This is a genomic window from Aromatoleum sp., assembly GCF_035254505.1.
Classification (GTDB): domain Bacteria; phylum Pseudomonadota; class Gammaproteobacteria; order Burkholderiales; family Rhodocyclaceae; genus Aromatoleum.
In genome coordinates this window covers 98670-115842 of the sequence record NZ_DATFAO010000092.1, presented here as the reverse complement: position 1 = coordinate 115842, position 17173 = coordinate 98670, and the positions used below count along the sequence as shown (strand labels likewise).

The 17173-nt window shown below is 65.8% G+C and carries 17 protein-coding genes; 10 read left to right on the top strand and 7 right to left on the bottom strand.

Features of this window, described 5'->3' with window-relative positions; translation table 11 throughout:
* Positions 1 to 191 (top strand): hypothetical protein (locus VJ673_RS19750; RefSeq protein ID WP_324127879.1); only part of this gene is annotated, 191 nt, incomplete at its 5' end.
* A 30-nt stretch (positions 192 to 221) separates the two neighbouring features.
* Here the strand turns inward: VJ673_RS19750 and VJ673_RS19745 are convergent.
* The 4 genes from VJ673_RS19745 to VJ673_RS19730 form a co-directional block, all read right to left on the bottom strand.
* On the bottom strand, positions 222 to 1877 hold the full coding sequence (locus VJ673_RS19745; RefSeq protein WP_324127880.1) for an acyl CoA:acetate/3-ketoacid CoA transferase: 1656 nt from the start codon (positions 1875 to 1877) through the stop codon (positions 222 to 224).
* A 17-nt stretch (positions 1878 to 1894) separates the two neighbouring features.
* On the bottom strand, positions 1895 to 3292 hold the full coding sequence (locus VJ673_RS19740; protein WP_324127878.1) for a GntP family permease: 1398 nt from the start codon (positions 3290 to 3292) through the stop codon (positions 1895 to 1897).
* 179 nt (positions 3293 to 3471) lie between these two features.
* Positions 3472 to 4932: a sigma-54 interaction domain-containing protein gene (locus VJ673_RS19735; protein WP_324127877.1), complete on the bottom strand. Its 1461-nt coding sequence runs from the start codon at positions 4930 to 4932 to the stop codon at positions 3472 to 3474.
* 88 nt (positions 4933 to 5020) lie between these two features.
* Positions 5021 to 6121 (bottom strand): acyltransferase family protein, encoded by a 1101-nt coding sequence (locus VJ673_RS19730; RefSeq protein ID WP_324127876.1) that lies wholly within the window; start codon positions 6119 to 6121, stop codon positions 5021 to 5023.
* Positions 6122 to 6425: 304 nt separating this feature from the next.
* Here VJ673_RS19730 and otsB point away from each other — a divergent pair, with 304 nt between their 5' ends.
* Complete coding sequence (otsB, locus tag VJ673_RS19725) at positions 6426 to 7196, top strand: trehalose-phosphatase (RefSeq protein WP_324127875.1); 771 nt, start codon at positions 6426 to 6428, stop codon at positions 7194 to 7196.
* Entirely contained in the window at positions 7193 to 8572 is a 1380-nt protein-coding gene (locus VJ673_RS19720; protein ID WP_324127874.1) for an alpha,alpha-trehalose-phosphate synthase (UDP-forming), read from the top strand. Before otsB ends, VJ673_RS19720 begins: the two co-directional genes overlap by 4 nt.
* A gap of 23 nt (positions 8573 to 8595) precedes the next feature.
* Here VJ673_RS19720 and VJ673_RS19715 read toward each other — a convergent pair whose 3' ends face one another.
* Positions 8596 to 9330 carry a Crp/Fnr family transcriptional regulator gene (locus VJ673_RS19715; protein ID WP_324127873.1) on the bottom strand — a complete coding sequence of 245 codons (735 nt, stop codon included), beginning with the start codon at positions 9328 to 9330 and terminating at the stop codon, positions 8596 to 8598.
* A 425-nt stretch (positions 9331 to 9755) separates the two neighbouring features.
* On the opposite strand from VJ673_RS19715, the gene VJ673_RS19710 reads away from it, so the two are divergent.
* The 7 genes from VJ673_RS19710 to VJ673_RS19680 are packed head-to-tail and all read left to right on the top strand — an operon-like array spanning position 9756 to position 14986.
* Positions 9756 to 10019, top strand: a complete 264-nt coding sequence (locus tag VJ673_RS19710; protein ID WP_324127872.1) for a hypothetical protein — start codon at positions 9756 to 9758, stop codon at positions 10017 to 10019.
* Entirely contained in the window at positions 10016 to 11149 is a 1134-nt protein-coding gene (locus VJ673_RS19705) for an ABC transporter permease (RefSeq protein ID WP_324127871.1), read from the top strand. Before VJ673_RS19710 ends, VJ673_RS19705 begins: the two co-directional genes overlap by 4 nt.
* Before the next feature lies 1 nt (position 11150).
* The gene (locus VJ673_RS19700) at positions 11151 to 11978 is read left to right on the top strand and encodes an ABC transporter ATP-binding protein (RefSeq protein ID WP_324127870.1); all 828 of its coding nucleotides are present in this window, start codon (positions 11151 to 11153) and stop codon (positions 11976 to 11978) included.
* Positions 11963 to 12925: an MlaD family protein gene (locus tag VJ673_RS19695; protein WP_324127869.1), complete on the top strand. Its 963-nt coding sequence runs from the start codon at positions 11963 to 11965 to the stop codon at positions 12923 to 12925. The genes VJ673_RS19700 and VJ673_RS19695 overlap by 16 nt, the downstream gene beginning before the upstream one ends.
* Positions 12926 to 12972: 47 nt before the next feature.
* Complete coding sequence (locus tag VJ673_RS19690; protein WP_324127868.1) at positions 12973 to 13662, top strand: ABC-type transport auxiliary lipoprotein family protein; 690 nt, start codon at positions 12973 to 12975, stop codon at positions 13660 to 13662.
* On the top strand, positions 13659 to 13886 hold the full coding sequence (locus VJ673_RS19685; RefSeq protein ID WP_324127867.1) for a hypothetical protein: 228 nt from the start codon (positions 13659 to 13661) through the stop codon (positions 13884 to 13886). Before VJ673_RS19690 ends, VJ673_RS19685 begins: the two co-directional genes overlap by 4 nt.
* A 14-nt stretch (positions 13887 to 13900) precedes the next feature.
* On the top strand, positions 13901 to 14986 hold the full coding sequence (locus VJ673_RS19680; protein WP_324127866.1) for a beta/gamma crystallin-related protein: 1086 nt from the start codon (positions 13901 to 13903) through the stop codon (positions 14984 to 14986).
* A gap of 58 nt (positions 14987 to 15044) precedes the next feature.
* Here the strand turns inward: VJ673_RS19680 and VJ673_RS19675 are convergent, their stop codons facing one another.
* A complete protein-coding gene (locus VJ673_RS19675; protein ID WP_324127865.1) occupies positions 15045 to 16625 on the bottom strand; it encodes a phytoene desaturase family protein in 1581 nt (526 codons plus the stop codon).
* Between the two features lie 10 nt (positions 16626 to 16635).
* Positions 16636 to 17163 carry a flavin reductase family protein gene (locus tag VJ673_RS19670; RefSeq protein ID WP_324127864.1) on the bottom strand — a complete coding sequence of 176 codons (528 nt, stop codon included), beginning with the start codon at positions 17161 to 17163 and terminating at the stop codon, positions 16636 to 16638.
* Positions 17164 to 17173 lie beyond the last annotated feature (10 nt).

Below are 17173 nucleotides of genomic sequence, written 5' to 3'. Positions count from 1 at the left end.
ACCTGGACGTCGCCAACATCGACCGCGTCGGGACCTTCCTGCGCGCAACCCGCGCCCAGTACCTGATCACGACACCGGTCACCCACAACGCCAACGTCTTCGCGCCGGCCCAGCTCACGCTGGTAACGCGCAAGAAGAAGCCGGGAGACGACTGGGCACCGACGATCGGGGTGCTGGCGCGCGCGATCTGATCGTCGCGCCAGCCACGGTCAGGCCAACCCTCATGCCATTCGCACGGACGCCGCCGCTCGCGGCATCCGTTCAAGACGCCGGGCCGACGGCAGTTCCAACATTTCGCCGCGTAGCGCCATCGGCTCGCCCTGGAACAGGCGGGCATCCATGAGCCGCGGCTTTCCGCGCATGATGGGCCGAAAATCCATCTTGTCGAGGATGTCCCGCTCCAGGTCGACACCCGGGGCGATCTCGGTCAGTTCGAGGCCGTCCTCGCCGAGCCGGAAGACGCAGCGCTCGGTGATATAGAGCACCGTCCTGCCGCGCTTCAGCGCCTGTCGGCCGCTGAAAGTGCGGTGCTCGACCTCCGTCACGAACTTGCGCGCCTCGCCGTCCCTGAGGATGTGCAGCCGGCCTTCGCCGACGACCACCTCCAACTCGCCCGCCGTGAAGGTCCCGACGAAAACCACCTTCTTCGCATTCTGCGAGATGTTGATGAAACCCCCGGCGCCGGCAAGACGCGGACCGAACTTGGAGACGTTGAGGTTGCCCTGGCGATCCGCCTGCGCCAAGCCGAGGAAGGCGATGTCCAGCCCCCCGCCGTCATAGAAATCGAACTGGCTGGGCTGGTCGATGACGGCTTGGGTATTGATGGCTGCCCCGAAACTCAGTCCACCCGCAGGGATACCGCCGATCACCCCCGGCTCCGCAGTGAGCGTCACGAGATCGATAACGCGCTCCTCGGCCGCGACGCTGGCGATGCCTTCCGGCATGCCGATCCCCAGGTTCACGACCGCGTCGCTCCTCAGTTCCATCGCCGCACGACGGGCGATGACCTTGCGTTCGCTCATCGGCATCGGGGCCACGACCGACATCGGCACCCGAACCTCCCCGGAATAGGCCGGATTGTAGGGCTCGATGAAGGTCTGCATGTGGTACTCCGGCTTCTCTGCAACGACAACGCAATCGACGAGCAGCCCGGGAATCTGCACCTGCCGGGCGTTCAATGAGCCACGCTCGGCGAGCCGTTCGACTTGCGCGATAACGATTCCGCCGGAGTTCCTCGCCGCCATCGCAATCGCGCGCGCCTCCAGCGTGAGCGCCTCCTTCTCCATCGTGATGTTGCCGTCCGGGTCGGCCGTCGTCCCGCGAATGATTCCGACGTCGATCGGGAAGGCCTTGTAGAAGAGGTATTCCTCGCCGTCGATTTCCATCAGCCGGACCCTATCCTCGGTCGTGCGCGCATTGAGCTTTCCGCCCCCGAAGCGCGGGTCGACGAAGGTGCCCAAGCCGACGTGCGTCAGCGTGCCGGGCTTGCCGGCGGCGATATCGCGGAACAGATGGCTGATCACCCCCTGCGGCAGATTCCAGGCCTCGATGCGGTTGGCCACCGCGAGTTGCTGGAGCTTCGGCACCAGCCCCCAGTGGCCGCCGATGACATGGCTCACCAAGCCCTCGTGGCCCAGGTGGTTGAGGCCGCGCTCCTTGCCGTCACCCTGACCGGCGGCATACACCAGGGTCAGGTTGCGGGGACTACCGAGCCCCCAGGGGCCGGCTTGCGCGCCCTCGAGAAAGCGCTGTTCCAGCGCCACGGCGATGTTTTCGGGAAATCCGATCCCGACGAAGCCGCCGGTGGCGACGATGTCGCCGTCGCGGATCAATCTCACCGCGTCCTGCGCGGACATTACCTTGCCGCTGTCAGTCATGGCCATGTTCCGTCTCCTCAGACGATGCCCGTCAGATAGAAGGTCGTGATGACCACGAATACCGCCAGGGTCTTGATCACCGTGATCGCGAAGATGTCCTTGTAGGCCACTTTGTGGGTGAGGCCGGTGACCGCCAGCAAGGTGATGACGGCACCGTTGTGCGGCAGCGTGTCCATGCCACCGCTCGCCATCGAGGCCACGCGATGCAGCACTTCCAGCGGAATCCCGGCGGCGTGCGCGTTGCTGATGAAAGTCTCGGCCATGGCCGCCAGCGCGATGCTCATCCCCCCGGAAGCCGAACCCGTGATGCCGGCCAGCGACGTCACGGTGATCGCTTCGTTGACGAGCGGATTGGGAACGGAGCCGAGCGTCCTGGCGACGACCAGGAAGCCGGTGAGCGCCGCGATGATCGCTCCGAACCCATACTCCGAGGCCGTGTTCATCGCAGCGAGCAGCGAGCCCGCGACCGCCGACTTGGATCCGTCCGCAAATCGCGGCACGACCGTCTTCCACGCGAAGGCCATCACAGTGAGGATGCCGACCAACAGCGCGCCCTCGACCGCCCAGATCGCAGCAACCTTCGACACCTCCTGCACCACCGGGGCCGCCTTGCCGATCACGGCCGGCACGAAGGAATGCGAGCTGCCGTAAAACTGCGGAATCGCGAGGGTGAAGAGCTTGTTCATGACGCCCACCATCACGAGCGGCAGGATCGCGACCGCCGGATGCGCCAGCTTCTCGTGGTCGAAGGGTTCCGGCTCATTCACGAGGTTCGTGCCATAACCCTCGTTGTTCGCCAGTGCCTTGCGCCGCTGCCATTCCAGGTACGCGAGGCCGGTCGCGAGGATGAACACGGCACCGGTCACGCCGAGCCAGGGAGCGGCCCAGGTGTCGGTCTTGAAGAAGGTGGTCGGGATGATGTTCTGAATCTGCGGCGTGCCGGGCAGGGAATCCATCGTGAAGGTGAAGGCCCCCAGCGCGATCGTGCCGGGAATCAGACGCTTGGGGATGCCGCTCTGGCGGAACATCTCGGCGGCGAAGGGATAGACCGCGAACACGACGACGAACAGCGATACGCCGCCGTAGGTCAGGATCGCGCAGACCAGCACGATGGACAGCATCGCGCGCTCTGCACCCACCATCCGGATCACCGAGCTGACGATCGCTTTCGAGAAGCCGGACAGCTCGATCACCTTGCCGAATACTGCCCCAAGCAGGAAGACCGGAAAGTAGAGCTTCACGAAGCCCACCATCTTGTCCATGAAGAGCCCGGTGAACATCGGCGGGACCAGCGCGGGATCGGTGAGCAGCACGGCCCCGAGGGCCGCCACCGGTGCGAAGAGGATGACGCTATAGCCGCGGTACGCGACGAACATCAGGAAGCACAGCGCTCCCAGGACGATGAGGAAATCCATGAATTTGTCTCCTTGTTTTGGGGGTGCAGCGGGAGACATAACGCAGGGAGCGTGCCACTGATATTAACTGATTGAATAATAGGCAAAACGCGCTTTATGGCGCGTTTTCATCACGGCTGGGGTGTCCGCCCGGGCAGACAGGGCGTCTGCCGTGGCGGACACCCGGAGCGTAAAGGGCATCAGCCGACCGGCTGTGTATCCAAGCCCAGCGCCGCGATCTTCTCGTAGAGCGCCGCCCGCGAGATACCGAGCGTCTTCGCCGCCTGAGCCTTGTTCCCGCCGTGACTGCGCAAGGCAGTGTGGATCGCGCGCCGCTCGGCCTCGGCAACCGCTTCAGAGAGGCTGACGGCTGCTGTCGCCGGTACGTTCTCCGGACTGGCGACCTTCCGCGGTGCGGGCATCACCCGCTCCAGATCCTCGACATCCAGGACTTCGCTGTCGGTCATCAACACCGCCCGCTCCAGCACGTTCGAGAGTTCCCGCACGTTGCCGGGCCAGTCGTGCCGCTCCAGACGCTCGATCGCGGCCGGCGTGATGCCGACCACCGGCAGCCCCTGATGGCGACACGTCGCGTCCAGCAGATGCTCGGCAAGCACCCGCAGATCCTCCGGACGCTCCCGCAGGGGGGGCGGCACCAGCGTGATGACATTGAGGCGGTAGTACAGGTCGGCACGGAAAGCGCCTTCCGCGACCATGCGCTCCAGATCGCGGCTGGTGGCCGCAATGACCCGCACATCGACCTGAATGAGCTGGTTCGAGCCCACCGGCTCAACCTCTTGCTCCTGCAGCGTCCGCAGCAACTTCGCCTGGAGCGCGAGCGACATGTCGCCAACCTCGTCGAGGAAGAGCGTCCCGCCGTCGGCCAGCTTGAACTTGCCGTCGCGCCCCCTGCGATCGGCGCCCGTGTACGCCCCGGGCGCCACCCCGAAGAACTCCGCCTCCAGCAAGGTCTCCGGTACGGCCGCGATATTCACCGCGATGAACGGACCATGGGCGCGCGGGCTCGCGGAATGGATGGCGTGGGCGAGCAACTCCTTGCCGGTGCCGGTCTCCCCCAGGATCAGTACCGGGGCCAGCGCGCGCGACGCCCGCCGCGCGGCCTGCTTCACGGCCTGGCAGCGCTCGCCGATCCCGACGAAACTCGAAAACGTGTACTTCGTGCGCCGCGCTTCGGCCAGCCTGCGCTGGGCCTGAGCCAGATCTTCCCGCAGCCGCTGATAGCGCGACACGACCGGTGCCAGGTGCCGCGGATCGTCGTAGAGGATGAAGCCCACCCCGCCGATCACCTTGCCGTGGTCGTCTCGCAGCGGCAGCCGCGTGACCACGAAGGCTTCCTTGCCGAAATCCATGATGTCCAGCATGATCGGCCGCCCGGTTTCCACGACCTGCCGCATCTGGCTATTGGGGATCACTTCCTCGACCGGCCGCCCGATCGCGCGGGACGGATCGTCGATTCCGAGGTGAAGCGGATAGCGGTCGTTCATCCACACGACGCGCGCCTGCGCATCGACAACGACGACGCCCTCGCACAAATCGGCGAAGTGCGCGAGCAATGAGCGCGTCGCCAACTCGCGCAGTTGTGCGCTGTCCGCCGCCACGTCCTTGCCATCCCGGCGCCGGCCCTCGATCCCCTGCAGCATCCTCGTCCCCAACCCGATTCTGATTATGTTTTTATCTTAGCTCCTCATACGCGCCCTTGAGTGCGGGATCTCTCTCGCTCGATGCCAACTAGGGTGCGCGGCCCGTCGCCGCGCCGAAGGCATGTTTCACCAATCCGCTGGCGCGGACCTGGAAGGCGTCGCCGAATGCTCCGAGCGTCCGCGCGAAGAGGGCAGCCCAGAAGCCCGCGAGCCTGCGTTCGACGAAGACGTGAATCGCATAGGCCACGATGAACACCGCCGCGAGGATCAGTGGATAGACCATCGCGCGGTTGCCGTCATCGGCGAAGCGGGACAAGAGCATGTAGCCGAAGTGGGCATGGATAAGGTAGATGGGGTAAGTCAGCCCGCCGGCGAGCTTTGAGCCCGGCAGTTTGAGCTTTAGTCCGGTTCCAGAGCTCAGGAAAACGAAGAACAGGAACTGGCAGACGACGATCGCGGCGATCACGATTGCCGAGAATTCCACGCCCTTGTTGATCGTGAGACTCGCCGCCTTGCCGGCCGAAAAGGAGACGCACAGCACCAGGCTGACGATCAGCGCCGCAAGCGACGCCCTGCTCTTCTCTTCCATCTGCAACGCGAACAGCGCACCAGCCGCGAAATAGCAGTAATACGCCGACGCATAGGGGAGCTTTTCGAGGCCGACCAGCCGCATCACGAGGATGTAGAACGGCCACAAGAGCAACAAGCGATTGAGCTTCGACTGCAGGCCCGCCGCGAGCAGGAGGAAGACGGCGAAATAGAAGCTCCATTCGTACTGCAGCGTCCAGTACACGCCGTCGACAAAGGGCTGGCCGAGCGGCTTCGGCAGCATCGTGAGATTGACCAGCACCTGCGGGAGCGTGACGGACATCTTTTCGCCGCCCCAGAACGACGCGAACAACGCAGTGAAAGGCACCGCGGCCCAGAAGGCGGGAAACAGCCTCACCGCGCGCGAAGTCAGGAATTCGCCGGCCGTCTTGTCCCTTGCGGAAAAGAAGATGACAAAGCCGCTGATCATGAAGAAGAACTCGACGCCCAGAAAGCCGTACTTGGCGAAGGAGACGAGTTCCGGCACATGGCTGATCGATGTGACCTTGCCGTTGCTGATTCCGTTGAAGAAGTAGTGGTACGCGACGACAGCCAGCCCTGCGCCGAATCGTGCGTAATCGAGCAGTTCGAGTCTCTTCATCGGCGGCTCCCGTTACACGGGCGCCTCGGTCTCCGGGCTTTACGGTACATCAACGACACACATTACCGGAGCACGATTCGCCCTTACAGGCATGGAACTTAGCAGAAGGCGGTAGGCGCCTCTCCCGCTTGGCGTTTCAAGATTTATCGAGTGCAGAAGGCGTCGCAAATGGCGGAAGGCTGCGCCACGTCCAGCTTGCATCGGCGACACGAGGCGGATTGCGCTCGCCTTCGCCGCAAACAATTCTTTCCGCGCCGATCCCCTTGGCTGCACGCGCGCAGGCCATACTTCTTTTATGCGTTCAATGAGCACAGCCAACCCGGACCGTCGTCCTGACCTCCCGACGCGAGGATGCGCAGCGTTTTTCGACTTCGACGGCACGCTCGTGGATCTGGCGCCGACGCCGGAAGAGATCGTCGTTGCGCCCGGCCTGCCGCAGTTGCTTGCCGACCTGCGCCACCAGCTAGTGGGCGCGGTGGCGGTCGTCAGCGGTCGACCGGTGACCGCGATCGACGCCTACCTCTCGCCGCAGCGCTTTTGCAGCGCTGGCGTGCACGGGGCCGAATGGCGCGGCCCGGACGAGGAAATCCATCGCATGCCGGCACCGCGGCTGGACGCGGTCTACGAACCACTCGAAGCGCTGCGCATGCGGTTTCCGGCCCTTCGAGTCGAGCGCAAACCCGGAGCGATCGCCCTGCACTATCGCCAGGCCCCCGAGCTGGAAGCCGTCTGCCTGGATGCGATGCACGCAGCGCTCGAGCGCGTCGAGGGGATGGTTCTACTGGGCGGCAAGTTCGTGATCGAGCTCAAGCCGCAAGGCGCCAGCAAGGCAGCAGCGGTGCGGCGCTTCATGGAACAGGCGCCCTTCAAGTACCGTCGTCCATGGTTCTTCGGCGATGACGTCACCGACGAAGGCGCCTTCGAAGCAGTACGCGTCGCTGGCGGCGTGACGATAAAAGTGGGCCCGGGCGAGACCATCGCCGACTATCGCCTGGACGCCGCGAGCGACGTCCTGCGCTGGATCGATCATGCCATCAGGCATCTTGAAGCCGCATCGAGCGAAGGAGCGCCGTGAGCCGACTCGTCCTCGTTTCCAACCGCCTCGCAGATCCGCGCAAGCCAGCAGCAGGCGGCCTGGCTGTCGCGCTCGGCGATGCCCTGGCGGCATCTGGCGGGCTGTGGTTCGGCGCGGATCATGAAGTCATCGAGGACGGAGATCCTCGCGCCGGCGAGTTGCGGGTGCAACGCGCGGGCCGCGTGACGCTGGTCACGGTCAAAGTCGCGCGCGGGGACTACGAACGCTATTACCGCGGCTACGCCAACGGCGTCCTATGGCCCGTCTTCCACTACCGGCTCGACCTGGCCCAGTTCGATGCCGGCCACATGGATGCCTATCGGCGCGTCAATCGCCTTTTCGCGCAGAAGCTGCAGCCATTGCTGCAACCCGACGATGTGATCTGGGTGCACGACTACCACCTGATCCCGCTCGCGGCCGAGCTGCGTGCACTCGGCTGCCAGCAGCGCATCGGCTTCTTCCTCCACATTCCGTTGCCGCCGCCGCTGATCCTCGCGGCGATTCCTGCCCACGAGTGGCTGATGCAGGCGCTCTTCGCCTACGATCTGGTCGGCCTGCAAAGCGAAGCCGATCTGAATCATTTGCGCAGCTACCTCAGCTCTGAGGCGCGCGCCGAGGTGTTCTCGAGTCATCGCTTCGGCGCCTTCAATCGAGTGCTGCGCGCGGGGGCCTTCCCGATCGGTCTGGACGTCGACGCCTTCGCCGCGCTGACGCAGGGCGCGGCGGCGCGAAAGACCCTGGCGACGATGCGCGAGCAGTACGCCCACCGTCGCCTGCTGGTCGGGGTCGATCGGCTCGACTATTCCAAAGGCCTACCGCAACGCCTGCGAGCGATTCGTACCCTGCTCGAACGCCATCCCGAGACACGCTACAGCGCGACACTGATCCAGATCGCAGCGCCCTCACGCGAGGAGGTGGACGCCTACGGCGACATCCGCCGTGAGCTGGAGGGGCTGGCCGGGGCGATCAACGGCGACTTCGGCGATCTGGACTGGATGCCGATCCGCTACCTGCACCGCACCGTCGCGCGGAACCGCATTCCCGGCCTCTACCGCGCCAGCGCCGTCGCGCTCGTCACGCCACTGCGCGACGGCATGAACCTGGTGGCCAAGGAGTACGTCGTCGCGCAGGATTCGGCAGATCCGGGCGTCCTGGTACTGTCGCGCTTCGCCGGCGCCGCCGAGCAACTGACCGACGCGCTGCTCGTCAATCCCTATGATACGGAAGGCACCGCCGAAGCGATCCGCCGCGCCCTGGTGATGCCGCTGGAAGAGCGTCGGCAGCGCCACGAACGCCTGCTGGCAAAGATTCGGCGCTACGATGTCCATTGGTGGAGCAAGACCTTTCTCGACAGCCTGCTCGAGGCACACCCCTGACGCCTTGCGGACTTGATCGCCACCTATTCGGCGCCGGCGTGCGGAAGCAGCCGGTCGAACTCCCGCTTCACCACCGCGTAGCATTCACAGGCCCGTGCTTCCAGCCCCGGCCGGTCGAGCACGGTGATGTGGCCCCGCCGATATTCGATCACACCCGCCTTCTGCAGGTTGCCGGCCGATTCCGTGACCCCTTCGCGACGCACGCCGAGCATGTGGGCGATCATCTCCTGGGTCATGATCAGCTCGTTCGCGGGCAAACGATCGAGGGTCAGCAGCAGCCAGCGGCAGAGCTTCTGCTCGAGCGAATGATGGCGATTGCACACCGCCGTCTGTGCAATCTGGGTCATCAGCGCCTGGGTATAGCGCAGCAGCAGATCATGCAGCGCGCCGGAACGTCGCCCGCCGACCCGCTCGAGCTCATCCTTCAGCGCCTGTGCCTGCAAGCGGTAGGCGTGCCCCGCGCTTTGCACCAGGCCCCGGCTGGGTGTCGTCTCGCCGCCCATGAACAAGGAGACACCGACCATGCCCTCGTTGCCGACCAAGGCGATCTCGGTCGTCGCGCCGCTTTCCATCACGTAGATCAGGGACACCACCGCATCGGTCGGGAAATAGACGTACTGCATCGGAGCCCCCGACTCGTAAAGCACGCAGCCGAGGGGCAGCTCGACCAGCTCCAGCTGCGGAAGCAGGCGCATGGACTCGTTCGCCGGGAGCGCGGCGAGAAGGTGGTTCTGCTGCGGCGCTTCAGAAGTCGTCATCGGGCCACCTCGCACTGATCGACTGCGCCCCTTGAGTCTAAACCATCGACGCGGCCGTGGATGACGATTCGCTATGTGCGCCAGCAGACAGACGGCAAGTAAGCCTTCCCCTAGGATCGCCCCATCCGGGCCCCAACCGTGAACGCTTCGTACCGTGACCGCAGTCGAGTCCGGCAAGCAATCGCCCGATGATCACGGCGGCAACCGTATTCCCGCGCCCTGTCGCGACCCGCCGTATCGCCACCTCTTCCGGCCTCATCGGGCGCTGCCGGACCCGCACTGCAGCTCGATCCCTTGAGCGCGCACCGCGGCAGAAGCATCGGCAATCGCACTTGCCGACGCAGCCATCTTTACCCCACCGCGCTCATTTCCCGCTCGCGTACCGGACGCGCCCGGCCGCTCCTGCCAAAACACAGGAATCGACCATGAATGCACGGCGTTCGCCGATCGGCACCATACAGCCCAACGACACTTCCGATAGCACGGGCGGCCGCACTTGCCCGCGCTGCAAAGGTTCCGTGTACCGCATCCCGCGCCGCCTCATCGATCTGCTCCTGAGCACCGTCGTGCCGACGCACCGCTACCGCTGCGACACGATGGGCTGCAATTGGGAAGGCAATCTGCGCGTGGCGCGCGACTTCCGAAAGAGTCGTGGTCGCGAAAAATCACAGGCCCGAGGGTATCGATGAATCCCGTCCCGGCCGCACCGGCCGCCATCGCCCGGCCGACGCCGCAGGAGTTCGCGCTTTCGGGGGCCTGGACTGCACGCGGGATGGGCGCAATCGCCGTACAACTCTCCAGCCTGGCGACCCCCGCCGGCGAGGAACTGATCGTCGATGGGGCGCGCATCGAGGCGCTCGATACGGCAGGCGCCTGGGTGCTGCAAAGCCTGCTGCAGCAGCTGCGCATGGCAGGCAGTGCCGTCGAGCTGCGCGACTTGCGCCCGGAATTCGCCGCACTGCTCGAAGCGATGCAGCATGAAATGGGCGAGTCGGAACGCAGCCTGCCGCCGCGCGCCCACGCGCCCTCTATGCTTGCAGCGCTCGGCCGACAGGTCGTAGCCGCTGCGGAACAGGGCCTTGCGTTGCTCAGCTTCGTCGGTGAATGTGCGCTCGCGCTCCGCCAATGCATCGCGCACCCGACACGCTTCCGCTGGCGACCGATCCTGTACAACGTGCGTACGGCCGGATTCGACGCCCTGCCCATCGTCGGCCTGCTGTCCTTCCTGCTCGGCGTCGTCGTCGCCTATCAGGGCGCGAACCAGCTGAGGCAGTACGGCGCCAACATCTTCGTTGCCGACCTCGTCGGCTTGTCGATGCTGCGCGAATTCGCCCCCCTGATCACGGCCATCATCGTCGCCGGTCGCTCGGGTTCGGCCTACGCCGCGCAGATCGGCACGATGGCGGTGACCGAGGAGATCGACGCGATGCGCACGCTCGGTATCCCGCCGCTGGAAATGCTGGTGTTCCCCAAGTTCTTTGCGCTCCTCATCGCGCTGCCGCTGCTGACCGTGTTCGCCGACGTGCTCGGCGTGTTCGGGGGCATGTTCATGGCCGGCCCGACACTCGGCGTGGGCCTGGACGACTTTCTCGACCGTCTCGTCAAAGCCGTCAGCGTCACCTCCTACCTGATCGGCGTCGGGAAGGCGCCGGTGTTCGCCGCCATCATCGTCGTGGTCGGCTGCTTCCAGGGCTTCCGCACGCACGGCGGTGCCGACAGCGTCGGGCGACAGACCACACGTAGCGTCGTGCAATCGATCTTCCTCGTGATCGTCGCCGACGCCCTGTTTTCCGTCGCCTTCAGCGCATTGGATCTTTGACATGCCCTCCCCGAGATCAAGCGACGAATCCGTCATCGAGATCAGCAAGGTGTCGACGCGTTTCGGCGACCACGTCGTGCATTCGGAGCTCGACCTCGACGTGCGGCGCGGCGAGATCTTCGCGCTGATCGGCGGCAGCGGTTCCGGCAAGTCGACGCTGCTGCGCGAGATGATCCTGCTGCAGCGTCCCGACTCGGGCTCCATCCGCGTGCTGGGCGTCGACCTGGACAAGATTGCGGATGGCGACGTCGACCGCGACGCGCTCGCGCTGCGCCAGCGCTGGGGCGTGATGTTCCAGCATGGCGGCCTGTTCGGATCGCTGACGGTGCATGAAAACATCGGATTGCCCTTGCGCGAGCACACCGAACTCGACGACGCGCTGATCGACGAGATCGCCGCCTGGAAACTCGCGATGACCGGGCTCGCGCCGGAAGTCGGCGCGCAATACCCGTCCGAACTCAGCGGCGGCATGATGAAACGGGCCTCGCTGGCCCGCGCGCTGGCGCTCGACCCGGAGCTGCTGTTCCTCGACGAACCGACTGCCGGCCTCGACCCGGAAAGCGCCGGCGAAGTCGACCGGCTCGTGCGCAAGCTGCGCGACCGCTTCGGTCTGACAATCGTCATGATCACCCACGATCTCGATCTCTTGTGGCAACTGGCCGACCGCGTGGCTGTCCTGGGCGACGGCACGGTGCAAGGCACCGGCTCGATGTCCGAGCTCGCGCAATCGGACAAGCCCACCATCCGCAAATTCTTCGAGGGCCCGCGCGGCCGCGCGGCGCACGCGCAAGACGAGCAAAACGGGACGGCATCATGGAAAGCAAAGTGAACTACGCGGTCGTCGGCGCGTTCGTGCTCGTCCTCGGGGTCGTGCTCGTGGCGGTCGTGCTGTGGCTTGCCTCGGGCGGCGCCTTCCAGAAGAAATACGACCCCTATCTCGCGGTCGAGGACGAGTCCGTGGCCGGTCTCAACCTGAATGCGCCGGTCAAATACAACGGCGTCGACGTCGGCAGAGTACGGCAGATCCAGCTCGATCCACGCGACCCGAACCGGGTGATCCTGACCTTCGCCATCGAACGCGGCACCCCCATCAAGGAGGACACCGTCGCGGTGCTGAAGACGCAGGGCCTCACGGGCATTGCCTATGTCGAGCTCAGCGGCGGCACGCCGAGTGCGCCGCTCCTTCGCGCCACTGCCGGAAATCGGTATCCGGTGATCCGCACCACGCCCTCGCTCGCCGCGCGGCTGGAGAACGTGCTCACCTCCGTGCTGGCGAAGCTCGACAGCACCTCAAACAGCATCAATGCCCTCCTCAGCGACGAAAACCGGGCCGCGTTCTCGAGCGCGCTGGCTGACATCGCGACCGTCGCGCGCACCATTGCGGCCCGCAAGGAGGCGCTCGACGCAAGCATTGCCCGCGCGGCCACCACCTTCGAAAACAGCGCACGCGCCGCGGCAAAGGCCGGCCCCGTGATCGAACGCATCGGCCGCAGCGCCGCGGCCGTCGAGAAGATGGGCGACGAGGTCGCCCGCACCAGCGCCAGCGCCGGAAAGACGGTCGACACCGTGGGAACCGATCTGAAGCGCTTCAGCGAGGAAACGCTGCCCGAACTCGAACGCCTGCTCGGGGAACTCAGTGTGCTGTCGGGCTCGCTACGGCGGCTCAGCGAGCAAACCGAGCGCAACCCGAACGGGATCCTGTTCGGCCGCACGCCGGTGCCGGACGGGCCGGGAGAGTCGGCAACAACAACACCAACGGGACAACCACAACGATGATCCGCTTATCCGACAAACGATCGCGGCGCACTTGCGCGCTTGCTCTGTTGCTGGCGCTCGCCCCAGGATGCAGCGCGCTACGCCAGACGGCCGCCCCCCCGCCAGGATTCTATTCGCTCGACGACGCCCACCTCGAAGCGCGCTCACCATCGGCCTCCCCGGCGACGTTTTCGATCGACAAGCCCACCCTCATCGTCAACCCGCCGCATGCGGCATCGGGTTTCGACAGCCAGCGCATCATCTATGTCCGCGAACCCCACAAACTCGAATACTTTGCCCGTAGCGAATGGGTCGATACCCCTGCGCGCATGCTCGCTCCGCTGATCGTCTCCGCGGTCGAGACCCGGGGGGGGGCGTTCCGCGCCGTCCTGCTGACGCCCAGCGCGGCGACGGGTGATCTTCGCCTCGACACCGAGATCACACGGCTGCAGCACGATTTCACCAGCCAGCCGAGTCGCGTCCGTTTCACGCTGCGCGCCAACCTCGTCGACAACCGGTCGCGGCGAGTATTGGCATTGCACGAATTTGACGAAACCGTTGCCGCTGCGAGCGAGACACCCTACGGCGGCGTCATTGCCGCCAATCTCGCCGTGCAGACCGTGCTCGAGCAGCTTGCGCGATTCTGTGCCGACGCGGCGGCGAACTGGCACCGGTCGGGGGCGGAAGCGCCGAAGGCCACCGAAGACGGGGCAACATTCTCACCAACGGGCGCAAATTCGAGGATCGACACAAGATGAAAGCCACCCTCATGACCGGAGTCGTATTGATCGTCCTGGGCGCAGCCGCGCTGGGCTATGACCATTTCAGCTATACGACGACCGAGAATATTCTTCAGATCGGACCGATCTCGGCAACCGCCGAAGAGAAGCATACGGTCTCGATTCCGCCCCTTGTCGGCTGGCTGCTGATCGGCGGCGGCGTGTGCGTGATCGCGATTGCCACGTTATCGAAGAAGGACTGAAAAGGAGACATCCCATGACGGCCATATTGAGAAGCGGATTAGCGGCGCTCGGCATTCTTGTCGCCACGCAGGCGGCCGCGCAGATCACCTTTTACGGGCGAGAGGATTTCGAAGGCCGCTCTTTCACGACCGAAGAACAGATCCGCAACTTCGAAGGCACCGGCTTCAACGACCGCGCCTCGTCGGTCATCGTCCAGGGCGGCCGATGGGAAGTCTGCGAGGACGTCGGCTTCAGCGGCCGCTGTGTCGTCCTGCGCCCCGGCCAATACCCGTCGCTCGCCGAAATGGGCCTGAACAATCGCGTGTCGTCCGTACGCACTGCGGGCAGGGACCGCGACCGTAATGAGGCCCCACAGATCACCTTCTACTCACATGAAGACTTTCGAGGCGAGTCCTTCAGCACCGACGAACAGATCAACAACCTCAGGCGCAAAGGCTTCAACGACCGCGCCTCGTCGATCATCGTTTTCAGCGGCCGATGGGAAGTCTGCGAGGACGAGCGCTTCAACGGCCGCTGCGCCGTCCTGCGGCCCGGCCGATACCCTTCCCTGGCCGCGATGGGCTTGAACAACAGCGTGACCTCCGTGCGCGTGGCGAGCAGGAACGCGTATCTCGACGACCGCCGTCGCGCACCGGGTCCCGCCAGCTACCAAGACTATCGCCGGCGTGATGACGAGCGCCTGTACGAGGCGGACGTGCTGGCCGTGCGCGCCGTGGTCGGCCCGCCCGAGCAGCGATGCTGGGTCGAGCGCAGGGAAGTCGTTCAGGATCGGAACGATGCCAGCGCGCCGGGCGCCATCGCCGGTGCCGTCATCGGCGGCATCCTTGGCCACCAGATCGGCGACGGACGCGGCCGGGACTTCGCCACGGCCGGCGGTGCCGTCGCCGGAGCCGTGGTGGGCGCCAACGTCGGTCGCAACTACGGCGACAGGGAAGTCCGCACCCAGGACGTGCGGCGCTGCGCCAACGTGCCCAGCCAGGCCCGACCCGACTACTGGGACGTCACCTACAACTTCCAGGGACAGGATCATCGCGTCCAGATGACCGCGCCTCCCGGACGCACCATCACCGTCAACGAACGCGGCGAACCGCGGGAATGAGAAAAGCCTAGCGTTTTGAGGCGTTAGGCTCGATTGGGATGGGTCGCGGCCCTGCCCCTCACGGCCTGGCGAGCGCGTTGGCGACGTGGAAGCCCGACGCGCCCGACAGGCCCGGGCCGGGGTGGGTCGAGGCGCCGATCTGGTAGAGGTTCTTCACCGCCGTCGCGTGGTTCTTCACGCCACGCAGCGGGCGCCAGAACATGTACTGGTCGATGCTGCATTCGCCGGAATAAGGATCGCCGCCCACGAGGTTGATGTTCATCGCCTCCAGATCGGCGGGCGAGATCACCTTGCGGCCGAGGATGCTCGACTCCAGACCCGGCGCCTGACGGGCGATTCTCGCGACGATGCGGTCGGCGTAGCGTTCGGCGACGTCGATGTTCCAGCGGCCGTCGGCGGGGGCCGCGATTTCACCGGCGGCGTCGCCCTTGATGTGCCGCGGGCACTCCGGCAGTTGCACCCACAGCACCCACTGGCCCGCGGGCGCGCGCGACGGATCGACGGCGCAGGGCTGGGCGACACAAATCGTCCCTTCGGCGGGCAGCAGGCCGCGCTCGGCTTCATTGACGGCGCGCGAAACGCCGTCGAGGCCGTCGGTGAGATGCAGGTAGATCACGTCGCGCAAGTGCGCTTCCGGCCACTGCGGAGGCGCCGACAGCGCCAAGTGGATCTGCATGTTGCCCTTGCCGTAGCGGTATTCGGCGGCCTGGCGGCGCAAGGGCTCGGGGGCGCTGCCGTTCCTGAGGAGCCGCCCGTAGAGCTGGGTCGGGGTGACGTTGGCGACCACCTGCTTCGCTTCGAATACCCGTCCGTCCGCGAGCCGCACGCCGCGTGCCTTGCCGTCTTCGACGAGGATTTCCTCGACGTCGGCGCCGCTGTGGAATTCGCCGCCTCGGGATTCGATGTAGGCGCGGAAGGCATCGACGGTCCGTGCATTGCCGCCCTGCACGATGGGCAGGCCGACCGCTTCCAGCGTGAAGGCGACGACCTTCGCCATCAGCGCGGACAGTGCGCTCTCCGGTCCGAGCCCGGTATGGAGGACCCAGGGCGCCAGCAGCGCCTTCGTCACGGGTGAACGAAATTGTGTTTCCAGCCAGGCGCGGCAGCTTTGCATCGCGGGACCGAAGAAGGCGACCGTCTCGTGCGCCCCCTGCTTCCACAGGCGCCCCGCCATCGTCTTGCCGACCTGCGTGCTCCACAGCTCGTTGCCGAGGAGCGCGAAGATCAACGGCGAGTTCTGCTCGACGAAGCTCATCGCGTTGCCATACGCGTCGCCGTCCCCGGTGGCGAGTGCGTTCATCGCCCGCACGTTGGCGTCGCGCGAGGTGTGCAGCACGAGCGAGCGGCCGTCCGGCAGCAGCACGCCGGTGGGGGTGGCGTTATTGCCGTACGCGAGGCCGCGCTCGTGCAGCACGTCCTTGAGTTCCGCGTAGCCGGGCGAGGTGACGAAGAGCGGATGGGCCGTGGACATCGTGTCGTGGAGGAAGCCCGGGACGGTCAAGTGCTCGCTGCGGATGCAGCCGCCCAGCACCGCGTCGCGCTCCAGCACGAGGACTTTCTTGCCCCGCTTCGCCAGCAGTCCGGCACACACGAGTGAGTTGATGCCGCTGCCGATGATGAGGACGTCGGACTTGCTCATCGCCCGCTCCTCAGGCCGCCGCGGCGGCCATCGCCCGCAGCAGGCCAGCGAAGGGCTGCGCGGCCTCCGTTTCCGGTGTCGCGTAACGGCCGCGGTAGAAGAGCAAGGGCGGACGCTCCTGGGTGCTGAAGCGCTGCACCCGTCCGACGAGGATCACGTGGTCGCCGCCGTCGTAACGGAACTCCATGCTGCATTCGAAGACCGCGGCGCAGCCAGACAGCAGCGGTACGCCGCCGAAGCCCTCGCGCGGTGTGGCACCGGCGAACTTGTCGGCGCCGGCGCGGGCGAAGCAATTGGAGAGTTCCTGCTGGTCGCTTGCGAGCACGTGGACGGCGAAGGCCGGGTGGGTTTCGAAGGCGGCGAGGCTGTACGACTTCTTCGCGAGGCTCCACAGGATCAACGGCGGATCGAGGGACAGCGAGCTGAAGCTGTTGACGGTGACGCCGACCGGTTGGTGCTGCGCGTCGCGCGTGGTGACGACGGTGACGCCGGTGGCGAAGTGGCCCAGCGCGTCGCGGAATTGACGGGGATCGGTCATTTCGGGTCTC

Excerpts from the sequence above, each read along its gene's own strand:
- VJ673_RS19695 (WP_324127869.1), top strand. The coding sequence starts at position 11,963 with ATGGAAAGCAAAGTGAACTACGCGGTCGTCGGCGCGTTCGTGCTCGTC.
- VJ673_RS19735 (WP_324127877.1), bottom strand. The coding sequence starts at position 4,932 with ATGCTGCAGGGGATCGAGGGCCGGCGCCGGGATGGCAAGGACGTGGCG.
- VJ673_RS19700 (WP_324127870.1), top strand. The coding sequence starts at position 11,151 with ATGCCCTCCCCGAGATCAAGCGACGAATCCGTCATCGAGATCAGCAAG.
- VJ673_RS19745 (WP_324127880.1), bottom strand. The coding sequence starts at position 1,877 with ATGACTGACAGCGGCAAGGTAATGTCCGCGCAGGACGCGGTGAGATTG.
- VJ673_RS19680 (WP_324127866.1), top strand. The coding sequence starts at position 13,901 with ATGACGGCCATATTGAGAAGCGGATTAGCGGCGCTCGGCATTCTTGTC.
- VJ673_RS19715 (WP_324127873.1), bottom strand. The coding sequence starts at position 9,330 with ATGACGACTTCTGAAGCGCCGCAGCAGAACCACCTTCTCGCCGCGCTC.
- VJ673_RS19705 (WP_324127871.1), top strand. The coding sequence starts at position 10,016 with ATGAATCCCGTCCCGGCCGCACCGGCCGCCATCGCCCGGCCGACGCCG.
- VJ673_RS19675 (WP_324127865.1), bottom strand. The coding sequence starts at position 16,625 with ATGAGCAAGTCCGACGTCCTCATCATCGGCAGCGGCATCAACTCACTC.
- VJ673_RS19740 (WP_324127878.1), bottom strand. The coding sequence starts at position 3,292 with ATGGATTTCCTCATCGTCCTGGGAGCGCTGTGCTTCCTGATGTTCGTC.
- VJ673_RS19730 (WP_324127876.1), bottom strand. The coding sequence starts at position 6,121 with ATGAAGAGACTCGAACTGCTCGATTACGCACGATTCGGCGCAGGGCTG.
- VJ673_RS19710 (WP_324127872.1), top strand. The coding sequence starts at position 9,756 with ATGAATGCACGGCGTTCGCCGATCGGCACCATACAGCCCAACGACACT.
- VJ673_RS19685 (WP_324127867.1), top strand. The coding sequence starts at position 13,659 with ATGAAAGCCACCCTCATGACCGGAGTCGTATTGATCGTCCTGGGCGCA.
- VJ673_RS19670 (WP_324127864.1), bottom strand. The coding sequence starts at position 17,163 with ATGACCGATCCCCGTCAATTCCGCGACGCGCTGGGCCACTTCGCCACC.
- otsB (WP_324127875.1), top strand. The coding sequence starts at position 6,426 with ATGAGCACAGCCAACCCGGACCGTCGTCCTGACCTCCCGACGCGAGGA.